General features: G+C 69.1%; 17 protein-coding genes and 1 pseudogene. 6 read left to right on the forward strand and 12 right to left on the reverse strand.

Features of this window, described 5'->3' with window-relative positions; all coding sequences use genetic code 11:
* Positions 1–68: 68 nt before the first annotated feature.
* The 4 genes from WJ12_RS03115 to WJ12_RS03130 form a co-directional block, all read right to left on the reverse strand.
* Positions 69–1,688, reverse strand: coding sequence for an FMN-binding glutamate synthase family protein (locus tag WJ12_RS03115; protein WP_034187126.1), 1,620 nt, complete (start codon positions 1,686–1,688; stop codon positions 69–71).
* 118 nt (positions 1,689–1,806) lie between these two features.
* A complete protein-coding gene (gene mnmA / locus WJ12_RS03120) occupies positions 1,807–2,970 on the reverse strand; it encodes a tRNA 2-thiouridine(34) synthase MnmA (RefSeq protein WP_034187127.1) in 1,164 nt (387 codons plus the stop codon).
* On the reverse strand, positions 2,967–3,476 hold the full coding sequence (locus WJ12_RS03125; protein ID WP_049030822.1) for an NUDIX hydrolase: 510 nt from the start codon (positions 3,474–3,476) through the stop codon (positions 2,967–2,969). Before WJ12_RS03125 ends, mnmA begins: the two co-directional genes overlap by 4 nt.
* Positions 3,477–3,723: 247 nt before the next feature.
* Entirely contained in the window at positions 3,724–4,644 is a 921-nt protein-coding gene (locus WJ12_RS03130; protein ID WP_034187129.1) for a LysR family transcriptional regulator, read from the reverse strand.
* 80 nt (positions 4,645–4,724) lie between these two features.
* Here WJ12_RS03130 and WJ12_RS03135 point away from each other — a divergent pair, with 80 nt between their 5' ends.
* Positions 4,725–5,648 (forward strand): carbon-nitrogen hydrolase family protein, encoded by a 924-nt coding sequence (locus WJ12_RS03135; RefSeq protein ID WP_059557342.1) that lies wholly within the window; start codon positions 4,725–4,727, stop codon positions 5,646–5,648.
* Between the two features lie 102 nt (positions 5,649–5,750).
* On the opposite strand, the gene WJ12_RS03140 is transcribed toward WJ12_RS03135, so the two are convergent.
* Together WJ12_RS03140 and WJ12_RS03145 are read right to left on the reverse strand one after the other, a co-directional pair.
* Positions 5,751–6,437: a helix-turn-helix transcriptional regulator gene (locus WJ12_RS03140; protein WP_034187131.1), complete on the reverse strand. Its 687-nt coding sequence runs from the start codon at positions 6,435–6,437 to the stop codon at positions 5,751–5,753.
* A gap of 73 nt (positions 6,438–6,510) precedes the next feature.
* Complete coding sequence (locus WJ12_RS03145) at positions 6,511–6,915, reverse strand: VOC family protein (protein WP_034187132.1); 405 nt, start codon at positions 6,913–6,915, stop codon at positions 6,511–6,513.
* Between the two features lie 130 nt (positions 6,916–7,045).
* On the opposite strand from WJ12_RS03145, the pseudogene WJ12_RS36705 reads away from it, so the two are divergent.
* Positions 7,046–7,439: pseudogene (locus WJ12_RS36705) on the forward strand (SRPBCC domain-containing protein).
* 88 nt (positions 7,440–7,527) lie between these two features.
* On the opposite strand, the gene WJ12_RS03155 reads toward WJ12_RS36705, so the two are convergent.
* The 6 genes from WJ12_RS03155 to WJ12_RS03180 all read right to left on the reverse strand — a co-directional run bounded on the left by WJ12_RS03155 (position 7,528) and on the right by WJ12_RS03180 (position 15,181).
* A complete protein-coding gene (locus WJ12_RS03155; RefSeq protein ID WP_034187133.1) occupies positions 7,528–8,832 on the reverse strand; it encodes a THUMP domain-containing class I SAM-dependent RNA methyltransferase in 1,305 nt (434 codons plus the stop codon).
* Positions 8,833–8,985: 153 nt separating this feature from the next.
* Positions 8,986–11,100, reverse strand: coding sequence for a site-specific recombinase (locus WJ12_RS03160; RefSeq protein WP_059557339.1), 2,115 nt, complete (start codon positions 11,098–11,100; stop codon positions 8,986–8,988).
* Positions 11,101–11,555: 455 nt separating this feature from the next.
* Entirely contained in the window at positions 11,556–12,281 is a 726-nt protein-coding gene (locus WJ12_RS03165; RefSeq protein WP_034187135.1) for a PqiC family protein, read from the reverse strand.
* Positions 12,278–13,897, reverse strand: coding sequence for a PqiB family protein (locus tag WJ12_RS03170; RefSeq protein WP_034187136.1), 1,620 nt, complete (start codon positions 13,895–13,897; stop codon positions 12,278–12,280). The genes WJ12_RS03165 and WJ12_RS03170 overlap by 4 nt, the downstream gene beginning before the upstream one ends.
* Positions 13,890–14,519, reverse strand: coding sequence for a paraquat-inducible protein A (locus WJ12_RS03175; RefSeq protein WP_049028430.1), 630 nt, complete (start codon positions 14,517–14,519; stop codon positions 13,890–13,892). The genes WJ12_RS03170 and WJ12_RS03175 overlap by 8 nt, the downstream gene beginning before the upstream one ends.
* Positions 14,516–15,181 (reverse strand): paraquat-inducible protein A, encoded by a 666-nt coding sequence (locus WJ12_RS03180; protein ID WP_034187138.1) that lies wholly within the window; start codon positions 15,179–15,181, stop codon positions 14,516–14,518. Before WJ12_RS03180 ends, WJ12_RS03175 begins: the two co-directional genes overlap by 4 nt.
* Before the next feature lie 259 nt (positions 15,182–15,440).
* Between WJ12_RS03180 and WJ12_RS03185 the strand changes: the two genes are divergently transcribed.
* The 4 genes from WJ12_RS03185 to WJ12_RS03200 all read left to right on the forward strand — a co-directional run bounded on the left by WJ12_RS03185 (position 15,441) and on the right by WJ12_RS03200 (position 18,682).
* Positions 15,441–16,001 (forward strand): cytochrome b, encoded by a 561-nt coding sequence (locus WJ12_RS03185; RefSeq protein ID WP_034187139.1) that lies wholly within the window; start codon positions 15,441–15,443, stop codon positions 15,999–16,001.
* Between the two features lie 8 nt (positions 16,002–16,009).
* Positions 16,010–16,570 (forward strand): YceI family protein, encoded by a 561-nt coding sequence (locus WJ12_RS03190; RefSeq protein WP_034187440.1) that lies wholly within the window; start codon positions 16,010–16,012, stop codon positions 16,568–16,570.
* Between the two features lie 65 nt (positions 16,571–16,635).
* Positions 16,636–17,217, forward strand: a complete 582-nt coding sequence (locus WJ12_RS03195; protein WP_034187441.1) for a YceI family protein — start codon at positions 16,636–16,638, stop codon at positions 17,215–17,217.
* 187 nt (positions 17,218–17,404) lie between these two features.
* Positions 17,405–18,682: an MFS transporter gene (locus WJ12_RS03200; protein ID WP_059557337.1), complete on the forward strand. Its 1,278-nt coding sequence runs from the start codon at positions 17,405–17,407 to the stop codon at positions 18,680–18,682.
* The last annotated feature ends 10 nt before the right edge of the window (positions 18,683–18,692 follow it).

Genomic DNA, 18,692 nt, shown 5'->3' on the forward strand with positions numbered 1-18,692 from the left:
AAAGCGCCCCGCGGGGCGCTTTTCTTTTTGCCGCGCCGGTCGCCGGCGGAACGGGGCGGCCGCGCGCGTCACTCGATCGACGCGTACACGGCCTCGCCGAGCGTGAACGAATCGCTGCGCGCGATCGGCCACCACTTGTCGTACAGCGTGAAGCCGCAGGTCCGGCCGTCGAGCAGCGCGCCGGGCTTCAGGTACTTCAGCAACTGCGACATCAGCCGCACCTCGTGCGGCGCGACCCGCTGCACGATGTGATGCGCGCGCAGCTCGGACGGATGGCCGAGGCCGGCCGCCTGCACGAGTTCCTGCAGCGCATGCAGCGTATTGCGGTGGAAGTTGTACACGCGCTCGGCCTTGTCGGGCACGACGAGCGCGCGCTGGCGCACCGGGTCCTGCGTCGCGACGCCGGTCGGGCAACGGTCGGTGTGGCAGTGCTGCGCCTGGATACAGCCGACCGCGAACATGAAGCCGCGCGCCGAGTTCACCCAGTCCGCGCCGATCGCGAGCGTGCGGGCGATGTCGAACGCGGTGATGATCTTGCCGCTCGCGCCGATCTTCACGCGGTCGCGCACGCCGATCCCGACGAGCGTGTTGTGCACGAGCAGCAGCCCTTCCTGCAGCGGCACGCCGACGTGGTCGGTGAATTCGAGCGGCGCCGCGCCGGTGCCGCCTTCCGCGCCGTCGACGACGATGAAGTCGGGCACGATGCCGGTCTCGATCATCGCCTTCGCGATGCCGAAGAATTCCCACGGATGGCCGATGCACAGCTTGAAGCCGGTCGGCTTGCCGCCCGACAGCGTGCGCAGCCGTTCGACGAATTCGAGCAGCCCGCGCGGCGTGGAGAACTCCGAGTGCGTCGCGGGCGAGATGCAGTCCTTGCCCATCGGCACGCCGCGCGTCTCGGCGATTTCCGGCGTGATCTTCGCGGCCGGCAGCACGCCGCCGTGGCCGGGCTTCGCGCCCTGCGACAGCTTCACCTCGATCATCTTGACCTGCGGATCGGCGGCCTGCTTCGCGAACTTGTCGGGGTTGAACGTGCCGTCTTCGTTGCGGCAGCCGAAATAGCCGGACGCGATTTCCCAGATGATGTCGCCGCCGTTCTCGCGGTGGTACTTGGACAGCGAACCTTCGCCGGTATCGTGCGCGAACCCGCCTTTCTTCGCGCCGAGGTTCAGCGAGCGGATCGCGTTCGCGGACAGCGAGCCGAAGCTCATCGCCGAGATGTTGAAGATCGAAATGTCGTACGGTTGCGCGCGATTCGCGCCGACGCGGATGCGGAAATCGTGGTTCGGCAGTTTCGTCGGCGCGAGCGAGTGGCTGATCCATTCGTGCGCGACGGCCTTCACGTTCAGCTCGGTGCCGTACGGGCGGTTGTCGGCGACGTTCTTCGCGCGCTGGTACACGAGGCTGCGCTGCGCACGCGAGAACGGTTTCTCGTCGGTGTCGTCCTCGACGAAGTACTGGCGGATTTCAGGTCGGATGAATTCGAACAGGAAGCGGAAGTGGCCCCAGAGCGGGTAGTTGCGCAGGATCGCGTGACGGTCCTGCTTCAGGTCGTACAGGCCGAGCGCGACGAGGGCGACGGGGATGATGATCCACAACCAGGACAGCACGTGGGCCGACGCGAGCGCGGCCGCCGCGACGAGCAACAGGACGGCACACCACATCGCCAGATAGCGTCGTGAAAGCATGGGGACTCCATAAGAATCTTGAAATGCCGCCATGCGTGCGCTGCGCGGCGGCGCGCCGGCCGCGGCGGAATCGTGTTCCGCCGGGCGCGGCGTGCCGCAAGTCTAAACCGAATACGTGTCAGCGTGCGTCGGCGAGCGCCGGTGCGTGGCCTTCCGCCGGTGCGGCCCGACCGGGCGCGTCGGTTGCCGCGAGCTCGATGATGCCGCCGCCGAGGCAGATCTCGCCGTCGTACAGCACGGCCGACTGGCCGGGCGTGACGGCCCACTGCGCGTCGTCGAACGCGAGCGAGAAGCGCGCTTCGCCTGCCGGGCCGGGCGCGGCCGCGCCGAACGCGCAGGCGGCGTCGGCCTGCCGGTAGCGCGTTTTCGCGCCGCACGCGAAGCCGTCGGCCGGCGGCTCGCCGGCGACCCAGCTCACGTTGCCGGCGACGAGCTGGCGCGACAGCAGCCACGGATGATCGTGGCCCTGCACGACGTACAGCGTGTTCGACGCGATGTCCTTCGCGGCGACGAACCACGGTTCGCCGCTGCCGCTCTTGCTGCCGCCCAGGCCGATGCCCTTGCGCTGGCCGAACGTGTAGAACGCGAGGCCGATGTGCTCGCCGACCACCTTGCCGTCGGGCGTCTTCATCGGGCCGGGCTTCGTCGGCAGGTAGCGGTTCAGGAAATCGCGGAACGGCCGTTCGCCGATGAAGCAGATGCCGGTCGAATCCTTCTTCTTCGCGTTCGGCAGCCCGATCTGCGCGGCGATCTCGCGCACCTTCGTCTTCGGGATCTCGCCGAGCGGGAACATCGTCTTCGACAGTTGCGCCTGGTTCAGCCGGTGCAGGAAGTACGACTGGTCCTTCGTATGATCGAAGGCCTTCAGCAGTTCGAAGCGTCCGTCGCGCTCGCGCACGCGTGCATAGTGGCCGGTCGCGATCATTTCCGCGTCGAGCGACATCGCGTGGTCGAGGAACGCCTTGAACTTGATCTCGGCGTTGCACAGCACGTCGGGGTTCGGCGTGCGGCCGGCCGAGTATTCGCGCAGGAACTCGGCGAACACGCGGTCCTTGTATTCGGCGGCGAAGTTGACGGCCTCCACGTCGATGCCGATCAGGTCGGCCACCGACACGACGTCGATCCAGTCCTGGCGCGTCGAGCAGTATTCGCCGTCGTCGTCGTCTTCCCAGTTCTTCATGAACAGGCCGACCACGTCGTAGCCCTGTTCCTTCAACAGCCACGCGGTCACCGACGAATCGACGCCGCCCGACATGCCCACTACTACACGGCGCTTGCTCATTTGTTGACCGCCTGACGTTCGAATGCTTCGGGGCGCGGCGCGACCGAATGCGTGTGCACGAAATCGAGCGGAATGCGCCGCCCGGCGAGATAGTCGTCGACGCAGCGCATCACGGCGGGCGAGCGATGACGCTCGCTGCACGCGCGCAGTTCGTCGGCCGTCATCCACAGCGTGCGGACGATGCCGTCGTCGAGCACGTGGCCCGCGACCGGTTCGCCGGCCGTGCCGCAGAACGTGAAGCGCAGGTAGGTCGCGCCGGCGGTGCCGGGGCGGTCGTAGTGCGCGAGATAGACGCCGACGAGCGCGTCGGGCGTGAACGGGTGCGCGGTTTCCTCGAGCGTTTCGCGGATCACGGCGTCGGCCAGCGTTTCGCCGGCCTCGAGATGGCCTGCCGGCTGGTTGATGCGCAGGCCCGTCGAGGTTTCTTCCTCGATCACGAGAAAGCGGCCGGCGTGCTCGACGAGCGCGGCGACCGTCACATGCGGGGTCCAGATTTCGGGTTTCATGGATCGGCATTTTACCGGTTGCGCCCGAACGCTGCCGGCCGTCTGGTCTGGCGAATCCGACCCCGTAAGCCGCGCGTCTTGCCGTCGAGGGGCGATGCGGTGCCGGCGGGCGCCGCGGCCGTGCGCGATCGATCGTGCGGAAGGTGCGGGCACGGCCGTCGTCCGGGTGGAAAGCGGCGCCAGCGCGGTTGCGGGTGGTGTGCGGCACGCGCCGGCGGCGCGGCCGGCAATCCCGACGCACGTGCATTCACGGCGCGACGAGGCGCGTGACGCACGCGGCGATCGTGTCGCGGACGCGCACGATCGCCGGGTCGCGCTGCGTGCTCGTGCGCCAGCCGATTTCGACCGGATAGCGCGGCAGGTCGACCGGGCAGGCAAGCGCGCGCAGCGGCGTGGAATGGGCGATCGCGCGCGCCGCGTGCGCGGGAATCGTCGCGACCGCGTCGGAGCCGGCGAGCAGGTACGGCAACGCGGCGAAATGCGTGGTCGACGCCGCGACGCGCCGCTTGTGGCCGAGCGCGGCCAGCGCCTCGTCGACGATCCCGATCACGCCGCCCGACGACACGAGCAGGTGGTCGCGCCGCAGGAAATCGGCGAGCGTCAGCGCGCGCGGCGGCTGCGCGCGGGCGGCCGGATCGATCAGGCAGGCGTACCCGCCCGTCGCGACCGCACGCCGGCTCAGCCCGTTCGCCGAGAACCCGCCCGACGCGATCGCGAGATCGACGCCGTGCCGCAGCAGCGCGTCGCCGGCGATGCCGCTGTGGGTCTGCCGGAAGATCAGCCGGATGCCCGCGGCTTCCCGCGCGACCGCATCGATCAACGCGCGGCCGAGCGCGATCTCGAAGTCGTCCGACAGCCCGACCGAGATCGTGCGGCCGACGCGGTCGCCGCTGTCGGCCGCGATCGCGAGGCTTTCGCGGCAGCGGTCGAGCGCGTCGGACAGGATCGGCTTCAGTTCGTCCGCGCGCGGCGTCGGCGCGAGCCCGCGGCCGGTGCGCACGAACAGCGGATCGGCGTAGATCACGCGCAGCCGCGCAAGCGCCGCGCTGACGGCCGACTGCGTGAGGTCGAGCCGCAGCGCCGCACGGCTCGCGCCGCCTTCCTCGTACAGCGCCTCGAACACCTTCAGCAGGTTCAGGTCGAGGCCGGCGATATCATCTGCATTCATGTCAGTTATCGTTGTATCGATTTGATCGATGAAATGATATCGATAAAGATGGCGTCACCTCATTCACCGGAGACGCCTTCATGTCCACGTCAGTCATCGCCGCGCTGCAGATCGGCGCATCGCCCGCCGGCACGCGCGCCACGCTCGACACGATCCTCGGCTACGAAACCGCGATCCGCGACAGCGGCGCGTCGCTCGTCGTGCTGCCCGAGGCCGTGCTCGGCGGTTATCCGAAAGGCGAGATCTTCGGCACGCGCCTCGGCTACCGGCTGCCCGAGGGCCGCGATGCGTATGCGCGCTACGCCGCGCAGGCGATCGACGTGCCGGGTCCGGAAACCGACGAGCTGGCCGCGCTGTCGCAGCGCACGGGCGCGAGCCTCGTGGTCGGCGTGATCGAGCGCGGCGGCAGCACGCTGTACTGCACGGCGCTGTTCTTCGATCCGCGCGACGGGCTCGTCGCGAAACACCGCAAGTTGATGCCGACCGGCACCGAACGGCTGATCTGGGGGCAGGGCGACGGCTCGACGCTGCCCGTCGTCGAGACGGCAGCCGGCCGCGCGGGCGCGGCGATCTGCTGGGAGAACCACATGCCGCTGCTGCGCTGCGCGATGTACGCGAAAGGCGTGCAGATCTGGTGTGCGCCGACCGTCGACGAGCGCGATCTGTGGCAGAACTCGATGCGGCACATCGCGCACGAAGGGCGCTGCTTCGTCGTGAGCGCGTGCCAGGTGCAGCCGTCGCCGCGCGCGCTCGGTATCGACGTGCCGGGCTGGGATCCCGAGCGGCCGCTGATCCGCGGCGGCAGCGTGATCGTCGGGCCGCTCGGCGACCTGCTGACCGAGCCGCTGATCGGCGAGGCCGGGCTCGTGACCGCGCGTATCGATACCGACGAACTCGTGCGGGCGCGTTACGACTTCGACGTCGTCGGCCACTACGCGCGGGCGGACGTGTTTTCGCTGCACGTGGACGAGCGGCCGAAGCGGCCGGTGGTGTTCGGCGGCTAATCGGCGAGTAATGAAGGCCGGACCGGGCGCCGGATGGCGCCCCGGGAAACGCGGGCGGCGGCGTGCGCCCCTTGCGCGGTGGACGCCCGCTGCCGTGCCGCGTCAGCGCATCGGCGCTTCCGCGATCCGCATGTAGTCGGCGATCCGCCGCCCTTCCATGTCCGGAAACTGCTCGTGCACGGTGATGTCGCCCATGCGCGCGATGTCGAAGGTGCGGAAATCGCCGCGCAGCTCGCACCACGCGCCGATCGTCCAGCGCCCGCCCCAGTACACGAGCCCGAGCGGCCAGACGCGGCGTTGCGAATGCGCGCCGAGCCGGTCGCGATAGTCGAAACCGACGACGTGGCGCGTGTCGATGGCCTGGTGGATCGCGTCGACCTTGGCGCAGAACGTCTCGTCGATGTGGAACGACGGCGCGAACACCGGCAGGCGGTCGAGCGCCGTGCGCTTGTCGGCCGGCATCGCCGACGCGATCTTCGCGAGCGCCGAGCGCGCGCCGCTCGCGAAACGCGCGCCGCCCCAGGTTTCGAGCATCCGCGCGCCGGTGGCGAGCGCCGCCAGCTCCTCGGCCGTGAACGTGAGCGGCGGCAGGCTCGCGTTGCGGTTCAGCCGGTAGCCGATGCCGGCCTCGCCTTCGATCGGCACCCCCGACAGTTGCAGGTCGCGCACGTCGCGATAGACCGTGCGCGGCGACACCGACAGCCAGTCGGCCAGCTGTTGCGCGGTCGTGAGACGACGCCCGCGCAACAGCTCGGCGATCTGGAACAGGCGGTCGGCACGGCGGGTCATGACAGCACCTCGATTCCTCTGGCTACGGGGATTTCGCGATGATAGCGCTGCGCCGGGCCGCCGGCCGGTGCGCTCAGTGGCATTTCGGCGCGTGCAGGCCGACGCGGTTGCCTTCGGTGTCGATCAGGTAGCCGACGTAGCCGTAGTTGTTCGGCAGCTCGACGACCGAGCCTTGCACGACGCCGCCCGCGCGCTTCGCGCGTTCGAGCGCCGCGACGACCGATTCGCCGGCGTTCAGGTAGACGAGCACGCCGTTCGCGCTCGGCTTGATCTGCTGCGGATCGAACACGATGCTGCCGCCGGTGCTCGACGCTTCGTGATCGAACGTGGCCATCGGCACGCCGCCGATGATCGCGCGCTGCAACGTGGTTTGCAGCACGGTTTCGTAAAAGCGGATCGCCCGTTCGAAATCGAGGGACGGGATGTCGAACCACGCGATTGCGCGTTCCAGGGTGGCGGTGGCCGTTGCGGACGTCATGACGAGCTCCTTGTTGCGTTGTTATTCGGGTTCGGTGTGGAAACCAGCCTGCATTGCGCCGGGATTGAAGTGTGAGCGCGGGCTGCTGACACCGTATTGTCAGTAGAGTTGTCACCCTTGACATGCAACCATGGGGTTGCGCAACGACGCCATTGACCCGGGAGCGGCATGGACCTCGTTTTGTTGGCGGCCGGGCTCGCGCTGGGAACGTCAGGACGACGACGATCCGTCGCGGGTCGACATCGTCGGCGAGGTAATCGAGAAAGGTCCGCCGCGCCGGCTGGTCGTCACATGGCGCACGCCGTCGGGGGGAGGGTGAAGAATCGCGCGTGATCTACCTCGTCGAGCCGCAGGCCGGCGTCGTGAAGCGGATCGTCACGCACGACGGGCTCGTGCCCGGTTCGGAGAGGGATCGCGGGATTCGCGGCGGTTGGCCGGTCGTGCTGTCGAGCCTGAAGACGCTGCTCGAGACCGGGCGTGCACTGCCATTCAGGATGGCGCGCGGGTCGGAGTCGAAGCGCTGAAACGAAACGCCGCCGTTGCCGCGGGTGCGGTAACGGCGGCGTTTGTCGGTGCCGCGGCGGCCGCACGGGCGGCCCCGATGGACGCGGATTACGCGTCGCCGCCTTCCGGCGCGGCCGGACGCGCCTTCACGCTGCCGGCGATCAGGTCGAAGCGGAACAGCCGGCATTCGAGCGCGCCGTTGAACAGCGGGGTCTTTGCCGATTCGCGCAGCCGCAGCTGGCCCGGCAGCGAACGGTCGGATGTCAGCAGGAACGCCTGCCAGCCCGTGAAGCGCTGCTTCAGCGCATCGCCCAGCACGTTGAAGAACTCGCTGTCCGGTGCGTCGGTGTGCGTGCGTCGGAACGCATCGTCGTTGCCGCGGTTGCGGCCGGTTTCGCGCACCTCGCCGCGCGCGCTGCGGCCGCGCACTTCGATCCGCTCGCCGTACGGCGGGTTCGCGAGGATGATGCCCGGCGCGTCGCACGGCGGCGTCATCCCGCGCGCGTCGACCTGCTTGAGCCACACCGACGGCACGCCCGCGCGCTCGAGGTTCGCGCGCGCCTTCTCGAGCATGTCGCCGGAGATGTCGCTGCCGTACACGCCGAGCGCTTCGTTGCGCTTGCCGCGCGCCGCGCGCTTCGCGTCCAGCGCCGGGACCTTCAGGCCCTGCCACGCGGTGATGTCGTACTGCTTGAGCTTTTCGAAGCCGAACCGGCGTTCGACGCCGGGCGCGACGCCGAGCGCGATCTGCGCGGCTTCCGCGAGGAACGTGCCGCTGCCGCACATCGGGTCGTACAGCGCGGTGCCGGGCGTCCAGCCCGTCAGGCGCAGGATGCCGGCCGCGAGGTTCTCGCGCAGCGGTGCCGCGCCCTTGTCGAGGCGCCAGCCGCGCTTGAACAGCGGCTCGCCCGACGTGTCGAGGTACAGCGTGCATTCGTTGGCCGTCAGGAACGCGAACACGCGCACGTCCGGCGCACCGGTGTCGATGCTCGGGCGCGCGCCGGTCTTGTCGCGCATCCGGTCGCAGATCGCGTCCTTCACGCGCAGCGTCGCGAACTCGAGGCTCTTCAGCGGCGACTTGATCGCGGTGATGTCGACGCGCAGCGTCTGCGTGGCGGCGAACCAGCGCTCCCACGGCTGCTCGAGCGCGAGCGCATAGACGTCCTGCTCGTTGCGGTACGCGCGGTGCGCGATCTTCAGCAGGATCCGGCTCGCGATCCGCGAATGGAGGTTCGCGGCCATGCCGGCGGCCCAGCCGCCGCTGAAATGGACGCCGCCCGGCACCTGCGCGCCCGCGGTGAACGGCGCACCGTTCAGGTGGCGGCCGGCGATTTCGGCCAGCTCGGCGGCAAGCGCCGCTTCGAGGCCGCGCGGGCAGGGGGCGAAGAATTCAAACAGGGTGGGCGAGGACATAAGGCGGTGAGGACGTGCAAAAGTCCACTATTGTACGCGGCGCGGGCGGCCGGGGCCGGCGTTTCGGCGCCGCACCGCCCGCGCGACGGCCGCGGGCGCGCACCGGGAGACCGGTGCGGCGCGGCCTGACGCGCCCGCCGCGGGTTCAGTGGGTCAGTGCGAGCCCGTGTGGCCGGCGCGCGCGGCCTGGCCGCCGGCCGGCCAGAACAGCGCGAGCGGATTCGACAGCATCGTGCGGACGATCGCGGCGACGAGCGCGCGCACCTTGGTCGGGCGCAGGCTGCGCGAGCGCACGGCCATCGTGAACGCGAGCGCGAAGCTCACGAGCACGTTGAGGATCGCCATGCTGAGCACGCCGGCGGCGGCCCACCACAGTTCGGGCGTGCTCAGCGCACCCTTGCCCAGCACGCCGAGCGCGACCCCGATCGAGCCGGCCGACAGCGTCACGTGACGCACCTCGAACGGGAACATGAACACGCTGACGATCGCCGGGATCAGGCCGAGCATCAGGCCGAGGCCGACGTTCGCGACCACGCCGGCGACGTTCGACCGGCAGAAATGCGCGAGCTTCGCGGCACCGGCCGCGCCGAGCGTGAGGCGCAGCCGGCGGTTGTAGGTGAGCGCGTCGCCGACGCGGTGCAGCACGAACCAGTTGTCGGCCCAGCCCGCGAGCAGGCTCGACGCCCACAGCAGCACGCCCGTGAGCGCCGCGTAGAACGGCGTCGGGCCGAGCAGCGAGAACGAGTGCAGCGTCGCATGCGCCTTCTCCGGCGAGATCACGTTCGTGTGCAGCACGTTGCCCGCGAACAGCTGCACGAGCAGGCAGACGGGCAGCACGACGAGCACGTTGCCGGAAATCGCGGCCGCCTGCGTGCGGATCAGTGCGATCACCGACGACACGAACGCCTTCACGCCTTCGTCGTGGCCGGTGTCGTCGAGTTCGCGCGCCAGCGTCGGCGCGGTCATCGCGGGCTGCTTGGTCGCGAGCGTGAAGTGCAGGAAGTGCATCAGCATGAAGCTGGCCGCGTAGTTGATGCCCGCGAGCAGCCCTTCGAGCATCGACTGCAGGTGCGCGCCCGTGATCGCGAACTTCACGCACACGGTCACGACGGTGACGAGGCCGCCGCCCGCGGCCATCCGCAGCATCTTCAGGTATTCGGCGCGGCCGCGCGAGATGTAGTGCTCGCCCGTGTCCGCGTTGGTCTCGACGAGCTTGCGCGCGAACAGCGAGAAGTTGCTGCGCACGAGGTGCGTGACGCTCTGGCTGTTCTGGTTCGCGTCGACCAGCTCGGCCGTCAGGCGGGCCATTCCGTGCAGGTCGTCGCGGGCCATCCACGCGTTCAGCAGCGTCTCCGCGCGCAGGATGCGCATGCGCATCCGCTCGACCTGGAACACGATGTCGACCGACACGCCGTTGCGGTACAGGTGCGAGAACACGTCGTCGACGGCGATCCGGCATTCGTCGAGCAGCACGCGCAGGTAGTTCACCTCGTGCAGCAGCTTGCTCGGGTCGCCGCCGTCCTCGACGGCCGCGTGCGCGGTCTCGACCGCGAGCATCGCGCGCGTGAGGCGGTAGAACGGCTGTGATTCGAGCGGCTTGCGCGCATCGTCGTCGGACAGCCGGCTGCGCACCGTCTGCGACAGGCCGGTCGAGCTGATCTGGCAGGTCAGGTTATGCAGCGCGGCCAGCAGGTCGCGCGAGAACGAGCCGGGCTCGTGGCGTTCCTCCTCGGTGACGTCGAACGAGATCAGCTCGGCGAGGCGCGCGAGCAGGTCGTCGGGCAGCGCGTCGATCCATTTCGCGTCCTCCGGTGCCGGGAACATCAGCGTGAACAGCGCCGACAGCTCGCGGCGGTTCGGCGCGGGCGGGATCAGCGACGAGTCGATCCGCTCGAACAGCGCGCCGAAGAAGCCCGAGTGCACGGGCATGCCGGCGTCGCACAGCAGCGAGATGCCGTCGCATTCGCGCAGGATGCCGCGCAGGATGCGCGCGGCGTGCGCTTTCCAGGCGGGGTTGCGATCGAGCACGTGGAACAGGTAGCGCAGCCGCGCATGGGCCGGATACGCGCGCGTGTCGGCGTCGCGCTCGGCCGGGGTCTCCTGCATCGTGCCGTTGCGGCGCAGCCAGTGCGCGAGCTCGATCAGCCATTCGCTGCGCTCGGCATACGATGCATCGGCGTCGGCGTGCGCGAGCAGCGCATCGAGCTGGTGACCGGCATTGCGCGACGCGCGCCACTTCTTGATCAGGGTCGTCAGGGAACGAAACATAAACGGAATAGCGAAAGCCCTGGACGGGCGGGTTCGGGATGCCGGCCGGGGAAGCGGCACGGCGCCGGGGAGAACGGGTGAGACGGGGCGGTGGCCGGACGATGCGCGGCAACCCGCGATGCGGCTGCCCCGCTGCGCTGCACGCCGATCGCGTGCGGGCGCCGGGAGGCACGGCGGTCGGGCCGAACGCGGCCCGGCGCCGCTGGCTGGCGCGCACGACGAACGGCGCGAGCCGGAAAGTGCGTAGGATCGTCAATCGGGCCGGAAAACGCAAGCCGACCGCGTTGGCCGGCGCCGGTTCCGGCCGATTTGACAAACAATGCAAACTCGCGGTTCGGCGCGATGCGCGGGGCCGGTCGCGGCGGCGTGATGCCGGCCGGTAACGGGCGGCGATCGCTATCGGATGCGCCGCGCGGGCCAGCGTCGCATCGAACGCTCGCCTGCGCGGCGCCCGCTCAGGCGCCGGACTTGCCCGTCGCGCCGGCGTCGCCGCCCGAGGTCGGGTTGGCCGGGCACGGCACGACCGGCGCGGCGGCCGTCTTGCTGCCGGACGCAGGCGCCGGCGTGGCCGCCGTGCCGCGGCGTGCGGCCATCGCGCGTACGCCGGCCGCGGCTTGCGTCGCAATCACGTCGAGCGCGCGCCGGTGGCCGGCGACGAGCGCGTCGTAGCCGTCGGCGACCGGTTCCGCGACGCTCGTGCGGCACGTCATCACGGCCTGCGTGGCGAGCGAGCGCACGCTCCACACCGCGTCGACCGCCGCGCGCTTGCCCGGCCACGACTCGAAGCGCTGCACGTTCACGCTGATGCGATACACGGGCACACCGGGCGGCGTCGCGGAATTTGCGACGTCGATCGTGCCGAGCTGCGCGGCGAGATCGTCCGACAGCGCGCGGCGGATCTCGTCGGCGGGCGGCGACGCCCAGCGCTCCTGCTCGAGCACGTCGACCTGCGCGGCGTTCTTCTGCACGACCAGCTGGTTCTTCGCGACCTGCTCGGGCACGCCGACGGACGGCACCTCGATCAGGAACGCCGGGTTGGCCGGCGCGGTGCGCAGCGGCGCCGCGGCGTCGGCCGGGCTGAGCGTGTAGAACCGGGCGGGCGGCGAGCTGCACGCGGCGAGCGCGAGGGCGGCGAGGGCCGCCGCCGCGCTGCGCGCGAAACCGTTCACGCGTGTCGTCATTGCTTGTCTCCTGGCTTGCCCTTGAGCAGCGATTCGGGGTGACGCTCGAGATAGTCGGCGAGCGCGTTCAGCGATTGCAGCGTGCGCGTGAGTTCCTTCAGCGCGCCGCGCACGTCGGACTGCAGCGGCGAATCCTGCTGCAGCGTCGCCTCGGCGGTCGAGAAGGTCTGCTTGGCGGCCGACAGCGTGTCGCGCGCTTCCGGCGCGACCTGCGTGTCGAGCTGCTTGAACAGCTTGTCGGCGTTTGACAGCGCGCTGTTCAGGTTCGCGCCGATCTGGTCGAACGGCACCTTGTCGAGCTTCTTCGCGATGTCGGCGACCTGCAGCTGCAGTTCATCGAGCGTATTCGGCACGGTCGGCAGCTCGAGCGGCTGGCGTGCCGTGTCGATCTTCACGACCGGCGCCTTCGGGAAGAAGTCGAGCGCGACGTACAGCTGGCTCGTCAGCAGGTTGCCGGTGCGCAGCTGGCCGCGCAGCCCGTGCTGGACGAGCCGCTCGACGATCTCGCGGCGGGCCGGTTCGCCCTTGCTCTCGATCGATTCGCGGAAGCGGCGGCCGAGGCGTTCCGGATACACGTTCATCGTCACCGGCATCAGGAAGTTCTTCGTCTTCGGATCGAAGTCGATGCCGATGTTCGTCACTTCGCCGAGCACGATGCCGCGGAAGTCGACCGGCGCGCCGACGGCGAGCCCGCGCAGCGACTGGTTGAAGTTCATCACGACCTGCAGCGGCTGGCCGTCCGGGTCGCGCATCGCGTCGCCTTCGTCGGAGCCGAGGCGGAACGTCGTGTTGTTCGGCGCCGTCGCGCCGCTGCCCTGGTTCGGCGGCGTCTGGAACGCGATGCCGCCGAGGATCACCGTCGCGAGCGACTGCGTGTTCAGCTTCAGGCCGCTCGAATCGAGCCGCAGGTCGACGCCGCTCGCCTGCCACCAGCGCGAGTTGACGCCGACGTACTGGTCGTACGGCGCATTGACGAACACGTTGAACGTGACGCCCGTGCCGTCCTTGTCGAGCGAGAACCCGACCACCTGGCCGACCTGCACGCGGCGGTAATAGACCGGCGAGCCGATGTCGACCGAGCCGAGCGAATCGCCGCGCAGCACGTACTGCGTGCCTTTCTGGTCGCCCGTGACGGCGGGCGGCGTCTCGAGGCCCGTGAAGTCGGTCAGCGTATCCTGCCCGTGGCCGGCGTCGACGCCGATGTACGCGCCGGACAGCAGCGTACCGAGCCCCGACACGCCGGTCGCGCCGACGCGCGGCCGCACGATCCAGAAGCGCGAGCCCTTGACCGCGAAGTCCTCGGCTTCCTTCTTCAGCTGCACCTGGACGAGCACGCGCGACAGGTCCTTCGACAGCTTGATCGTCTTGACCGTGCCGATCTCGACGTCCTTGTACTTGACCTGGGTCTTGCCGGGCTCGAGCCCTTCGGCGCTGTGGAAGCTGATCGTGATTTCCGGGCCGCGTTCGCGCACGGACTTGATCACGAGGCCGATGCCGATCAGCGCGGCGATCAGCGGCACGAGCCAGACGAGCGACGGCAGCCAGCCGCTTTTCGTCGAGATCGTCGGATCGGGCGGCCGGGGCGCGTCGTGCTGCGGGCCTTGTGGACTATTCATGGTGATTCCCTGAGTTTTCGACTGGATCCCAGATCAGGCGGGGATCGAACTGCATCGACGCGAGCATCGTCAGGATCACGACGGAACCGAACGCGAGCGCGCCGGGGCCGGCCGTGATGACGGCGAGCGAACGGAAATGGACGAGCGCGACGGTCAGCGTCACGACGAAGATGTCGAGCATCGACCAGCGGCCGATGCGCTCGACGATCCGGAACAGCCGCGTGCGCTGCTGCGGCCGCCACGCGGTGCGGCGCTGCGCGCTGATCACGAGGATCAGCAGCACGCCGAGCTTGAGCATCGGCACGAGGATGCTCGCGACGAACACGACGACGGCGAGCGGCCAGTCGCCCGACACCCAGAAATAGATGACGCCGCTCATGATCGTGTCTTCCTGCGAGCCGACGATCGACGCGGTGCGCATGATCGGCAGCAGGTTCGCGGGAATGTAGAGGATCGCGGCCGCGAGCAGCAGCGCCCAGGTGCGCATGATGCTGTTCGGGGTACGGAAGTGCAGTGCGGTGCCGCAGCGCGCGCAGTGCGCGTGCGGCCGGTCGAGCGTCTGTACGAGCCCGCACGTGTGGCAGCTCGCGTAGCCTTCGCGTGCGGCGGTCGGTGTCGTCATCGGCGGGCGGCTTCCGGCAGCGGGGCGGCCGAGTCGGGTTGCCCGGGCGAGCGCCCGGCGCGCAGGTCGTCGGCGATGTCCCACAGCGTGCGCGGATCGAACATCAGCACGACCGCGATCATCAGCGTGAGTGCGGCGAACGCGAACAGCGCGGCGTCGGGCACGACGCGCGCGAGGCTCACCATCTTCACGATCGTGACCAGAATGCCGAGCATGAACACCTCGATCATGCCCCACGGCCGCACGAGCTCGATCGCGCGCAGGACCAGGTTGAAACCGGGCGGCACGACGCCGCGGCGGATCGGCAGCAGCAGGTACAGCAGCGCGGCCATCTCGACGAGCGGGAACAGCACGGTCGAGCAGAACACCATCACGCCGACGATCGCCATGTCCTGGTGCCACAGCGAATCGATCGCGCCGATCAGCGTGGTCTGCACGCGGTTGCCGTTCACGTCCATTTCGAGGATCGGGAACGCCTGCGCGATCGTGAACGTGATCAGCGCGGCGAGCGCGAGCGCGCAGATCCGCTCGATCTGCGCGGCGCTGTTGCGGTACAGCAGCGCGTCGCAGCGCGGGCAGCGCGCGATTTCGCGGCCGCTCAGGCGTGGTTTGTGCAACAGTGCGTCGCACTCGTGACAGGCAATCAGGTCGTTTCGTTGCATGGAAAAGGCAGTTGTGCGACGGCTGGGGGAACGCGTCGACGGGGCCGGAACCCGCGCCAATCTTACCAAAAGGCCTTTTTCGGTGTGTCAAGGATCGTGCGCGTCGTGACCGATCGGTAACATGGCGGGAAGCCGTCAGCCGGCTGGCACGCCTGTCCTCAGAGTCCGCGCGCGTCAAAAGGTTGCGGTAGCATGGCGCCCTTGACAAGCGTCGGACTCCTGGCCGGCGCGGCCGTTCGCTGAACTGAGGAACTCCAAGATGGCATCGAATTCGCTGCCGGCCCGGCCGGTGCGCTACACGCAGACCGCAATCGCGCTGCACTGGCTGATCGCGCTGCTGATCGTCTGCGGCTTCGCGCTCGGCTGGGTGATGACCGACATCCCCGGCTTCACGCCGACGAAGCTGAAGTACTTCTCGTGGCACAAGTGGATCGGCGTGACGGTGTTCGCGCTGGCGGTGATCCGCGTGCTGTGGCGGGCGACCCACCTGCCGCCGTCGCTGCCCGGCGATACGCCCGCGTGGCAGCGCGCGGCGTCGCACGGCGTGCACATGCTGCTCTACGCGCTGATGATCGTGATCCCGGTGACGGGCTACCTGTACAGCTCGGCATCGAACATCCCGGTCGTGTACCTCGGCATCGTGCCGCTGCCGCGGCTGATCGACCCCGATCCGGCGCTCAAGGAAACCTTCAAGACGCTGCACGTGTCTTTGAATTACATTCTGCTTGCACTCGTCGCGATGCACGTGCTCGCGGCGCTCAAGCACCAGGTGTTGGACCGCGACGGCCTGCTGTCGCGAATGCTTCCCTTTGCCAAATGAAGGATCCCATGAAAGTGTCTTTCTCCCGCTCCATGCTGACCGCGTTCGCCGCGGCGGCACTTGTCGCGTCGGGCGCGGCGCACGCCGATGTCGATCTCGCGAAGAGCAAGGTGTCCGCCGTGTCGAAGCAGATGAACGTGCCGACCGAAGGCGCGTTCAAGAAGTTTTCCGCGCAGGTGAAGTTCGATCCGGCGAAGGCCGCGCAGGGCAGCGCGCAAATGACCATCGACATCGCGAGCTTCGACCTCGGCGACAAGATGTACAACGACCAGGTCGCCGGCAAGGACTGGTTCGACGCGAAGGCGTATCCGCAGGCGACGTTCGTGTCGTCGGCGATCGCGCCGGCGGGCGGCAACAAGTACAACGTGACCGGCAAGCTGACGATCAAGGGCAAGTCCGAGACCGTCACGGTGCCCGTCACGGTCGCGCAAAGCGGCGCGACGCAGACGTTCGACGGCGTGCTGCCGATCAAGCGTTCGGCCTTCAACGTCGGCACCGGCGAGTGGAAGGACACGTCGATCGTCGCCGACGAAGTGCAGATCAAGTTCCATCTCGTCGCCACGAAGTAAGCGGCGGGCTGTCGCTTCACCCGAATGCCGCGCGAGGGCGCGGCGCCGTTCCAAGGAGAATGAGTTTGAAAAAGCATCTGATCATCGCCGCGGGCGCGCTGGCTGCGTCCCTGTCGTTCTCGGCCTTCGCCGAAAGCGCGACGTACCAGTTCGACCCGAGCCACACGTACCCGAGCTTCGAGGCCGACCACTTCGGCGGCCTGTCGGTCTGGCGCGGCAAGTTCGACAAGTCGAGCGGCACCGTGACGCTCGACCGCGCGGCGAAGACCGGTACGGTTGACGTGACGACCGACATCGCGTCGATCCACACGGGCAGCGCGAAGCTCGACGAGCACCTGCAGACGGCCGAATTCTTCGACGTGGCGAAGTTCCCGCAGGCGAACTACAAGGGCACGATCAAGTTCGACGGCGACAAGCCGGTGTCGGTGGTCGGCAACCTGACGCTGCACGGCGTCACGAAGCCGCTCACGCTGAAGATCGACTCGTTCAAGTGCATGCCGCACCCGATGCTCAAGCGTGAAGTGTGCGGCGTCGACGCGGTCGGCGAATTCAGCCGCGACGACTTCGGCCTCGACTACGGCAAGCAGTACGGCTTCAAGATGAAGACGAAGCTGCTGATCACGGCCGAAGCGGTCAAGCAGCAGTAAGGCTTCCGGCGAGGCCGGCCGCCGTGCCGGCCTGCCGCGGGCCCGACCGCCGCGCTCCCGTTACCGGGGGCGCGGCGGTTTTTTTTGCGCGCCTATAATCGCCCGAGCGCCGCGTGCGGCGCCGGGCAGGCCGACGGCGCGACAGCGGCTGCCTCGAACAGAACGTACAACGACAAGGAGATCGCCGATGCATGCCGTCACGCCGTCCCGTTCCATTGCCTCGTCGCCGCGCGTATGGCGCGCGGTGGTCGCCGCGTCGATCGGCAATGCGCTCGAGTGGTTCGATCTCGTCGTCTACGGCTTCTTCGCGGTGACGATCGCGAAACTGTTCTTCCCGGCCGGCAACGACACCGTGTCGCTGCTGCTCACGCTCGGCACGTTCGGCGTGTCGTTCTTCATGCGGCCGCTCGGCGCGATCGTGCTCGGCGCGTATGCCGACCGCGCGGGCCGCAAGGCCGCGCTCACGCTGTCGATCCTGCTGATGATGGCCGGCACGCTGATCATCGCGGTGCTGCCGACCTACGAGACGATCGGCGTCGCCGCGCCGGTGATCCTCGTCGCCGCGCGGTTGATGCAGGGCTTCTCGGCCGGCGGCGAGTTCGGCAGCGCGACCGCGTTCCTCGCCGAACACGTGCCGGGCCGGCGCGGCTTCTTCGCGAGCTGGCAGGTCGCGAGCCAGGGGCTCACGACGCTGCTCGCCGCCGGCTTCGGCACCGTGCTGAATGCGCAGCTCTCGGCCGCGCAGATGGCGTCGTGGGGCTGGCGCGTGCCGTTCTTCTTCGGGCTGCTGCTCGGGCCCGTCGCGTACTACATCCGCACGAAGGTCGACGAGACGCCCGAATTCCTCGCGGCCGAAGGCACCGCGAACCCGCTGCGCGACACGTTCGCCTCGCACAAGGCGCGCCTGGTTGCCGCGATGGGCGTGGTCGTGCTCGGCACCGTCGCCACCTATCTCGTGCTGTTCATGCCGACCTACGGCGTGAAGCAGCTCGGCCTCGCGCCGTCCGCCGCGTTCGCGGCGATCCTCGTCGTCGGCGTGATCCAGATGGCGTTCGCGCCGCTCGTCGGCCACTGGTCGGATCGATACGGCCGCGTGCGCCTGATGATCGCGCCGGCCGTCGGCATCCTCGTGCTGATCTATCCGGCGTTCGCGTACCTCGTCGCGCATCCGGGCTTCGGCACGCTGATCGCGCTGCAGGTGCTGCTCGCGTTCCTGATGACGGGCTACTTCGCGGCGCTGCCGGGCCTGTTGTCCGAGGTGTTTCCGGTGCAGACGCGCACGACCGGGATGTCGCTCGCGTACAACGTCGCGGTGACGATCTTCGGCGGCTTCGGGCCGTTCATCATCGCGTGGCTGATCCGCGCGACCGGGATGAAGACCGCGCCCAGTTTCTACCTGATGTTCGCGGCCGTGCTGAGCCTCGCGGCGCTGGCCGTGCTCCGTCGACGGTTCGGTTTCCGGTAGCGGGGCGGCG

Origin of the sequence: Burkholderia seminalis, from assembly GCF_001718535.1 — a bacterium.
In the GTDB taxonomy this organism is placed as follows: Bacteria; Pseudomonadota; Gammaproteobacteria; order Burkholderiales; family Burkholderiaceae; genus Burkholderia; species Burkholderia seminalis.

What these genes read in the sequence shown, in the direction of transcription:
- WJ12_RS03160 (WP_059557339.1), bottom strand. Translation starts at nt 11,100, where the DNA reads ATGTTTCGTTCCCTGACGACCCTGATCAAGAAGTGGCGCGCGTCGCGC.
- WJ12_RS03130 (WP_034187129.1), bottom strand. Translation starts at nt 4,644, where the DNA reads ATGAATGCAGATGATATCGCCGGCCTCGACCTGAACCTGCTGAAGGTG.
- WJ12_RS03200 (WP_059557337.1), top strand. Translation starts at nt 17,405, where the DNA reads ATGCATGCCGTCACGCCGTCCCGTTCCATTGCCTCGTCGCCGCGCGTA.
- WJ12_RS03155 (WP_034187133.1), bottom strand. Translation starts at nt 8,832, where the DNA reads ATGTCCTCGCCCACCCTGTTTGAATTCTTCGCCCCCTGCCCGCGCGGC.
- WJ12_RS03185 (WP_034187139.1), top strand. Translation starts at nt 15,441, where the DNA reads ATGGCATCGAATTCGCTGCCGGCCCGGCCGGTGCGCTACACGCAGACC.
- mnmA (WP_034187127.1), bottom strand. Translation starts at nt 2,970, where the DNA reads ATGAGCAAGCGCCGTGTAGTAGTGGGCATGTCGGGCGGCGTCGATTCG.
- WJ12_RS03145 (WP_034187132.1), bottom strand. Translation starts at nt 6,915, where the DNA reads ATGACGTCCGCAACGGCCACCGCCACCCTGGAACGCGCAATCGCGTGG.
- WJ12_RS03165 (WP_034187135.1), bottom strand. Translation starts at nt 12,281, where the DNA reads ATGACGACACGCGTGAACGGTTTCGCGCGCAGCGCGGCGGCGGCCCTC.
- WJ12_RS03170 (WP_034187136.1), bottom strand. Translation starts at nt 13,897, where the DNA reads ATGAATAGTCCACAAGGCCCGCAGCACGACGCGCCCCGGCCGCCCGAT.
- WJ12_RS03175 (WP_049028430.1), bottom strand. Translation starts at nt 14,519, where the DNA reads ATGACGACACCGACCGCCGCACGCGAAGGCTACGCGAGCTGCCACACG.
- WJ12_RS03140 (WP_034187131.1), bottom strand. Translation starts at nt 6,437, where the DNA reads ATGACCCGCCGTGCCGACCGCCTGTTCCAGATCGCCGAGCTGTTGCGC.
- WJ12_RS03135 (WP_059557342.1), top strand. Translation starts at nt 4,725, where the DNA reads ATGTCCACGTCAGTCATCGCCGCGCTGCAGATCGGCGCATCGCCCGCC.
- WJ12_RS03190 (WP_034187440.1), top strand. Translation starts at nt 16,010, where the DNA reads ATGAAAGTGTCTTTCTCCCGCTCCATGCTGACCGCGTTCGCCGCGGCG.
- WJ12_RS03125 (WP_049030822.1), bottom strand. Translation starts at nt 3,476, where the DNA reads ATGAAACCCGAAATCTGGACCCCGCATGTGACGGTCGCCGCGCTCGTC.
- WJ12_RS03115 (WP_034187126.1), bottom strand. Translation starts at nt 1,688, where the DNA reads ATGCTTTCACGACGCTATCTGGCGATGTGGTGTGCCGTCCTGTTGCTC.
- WJ12_RS03180 (WP_034187138.1), bottom strand. Translation starts at nt 15,181, where the DNA reads ATGCAACGAAACGACCTGATTGCCTGTCACGAGTGCGACGCACTGTTG.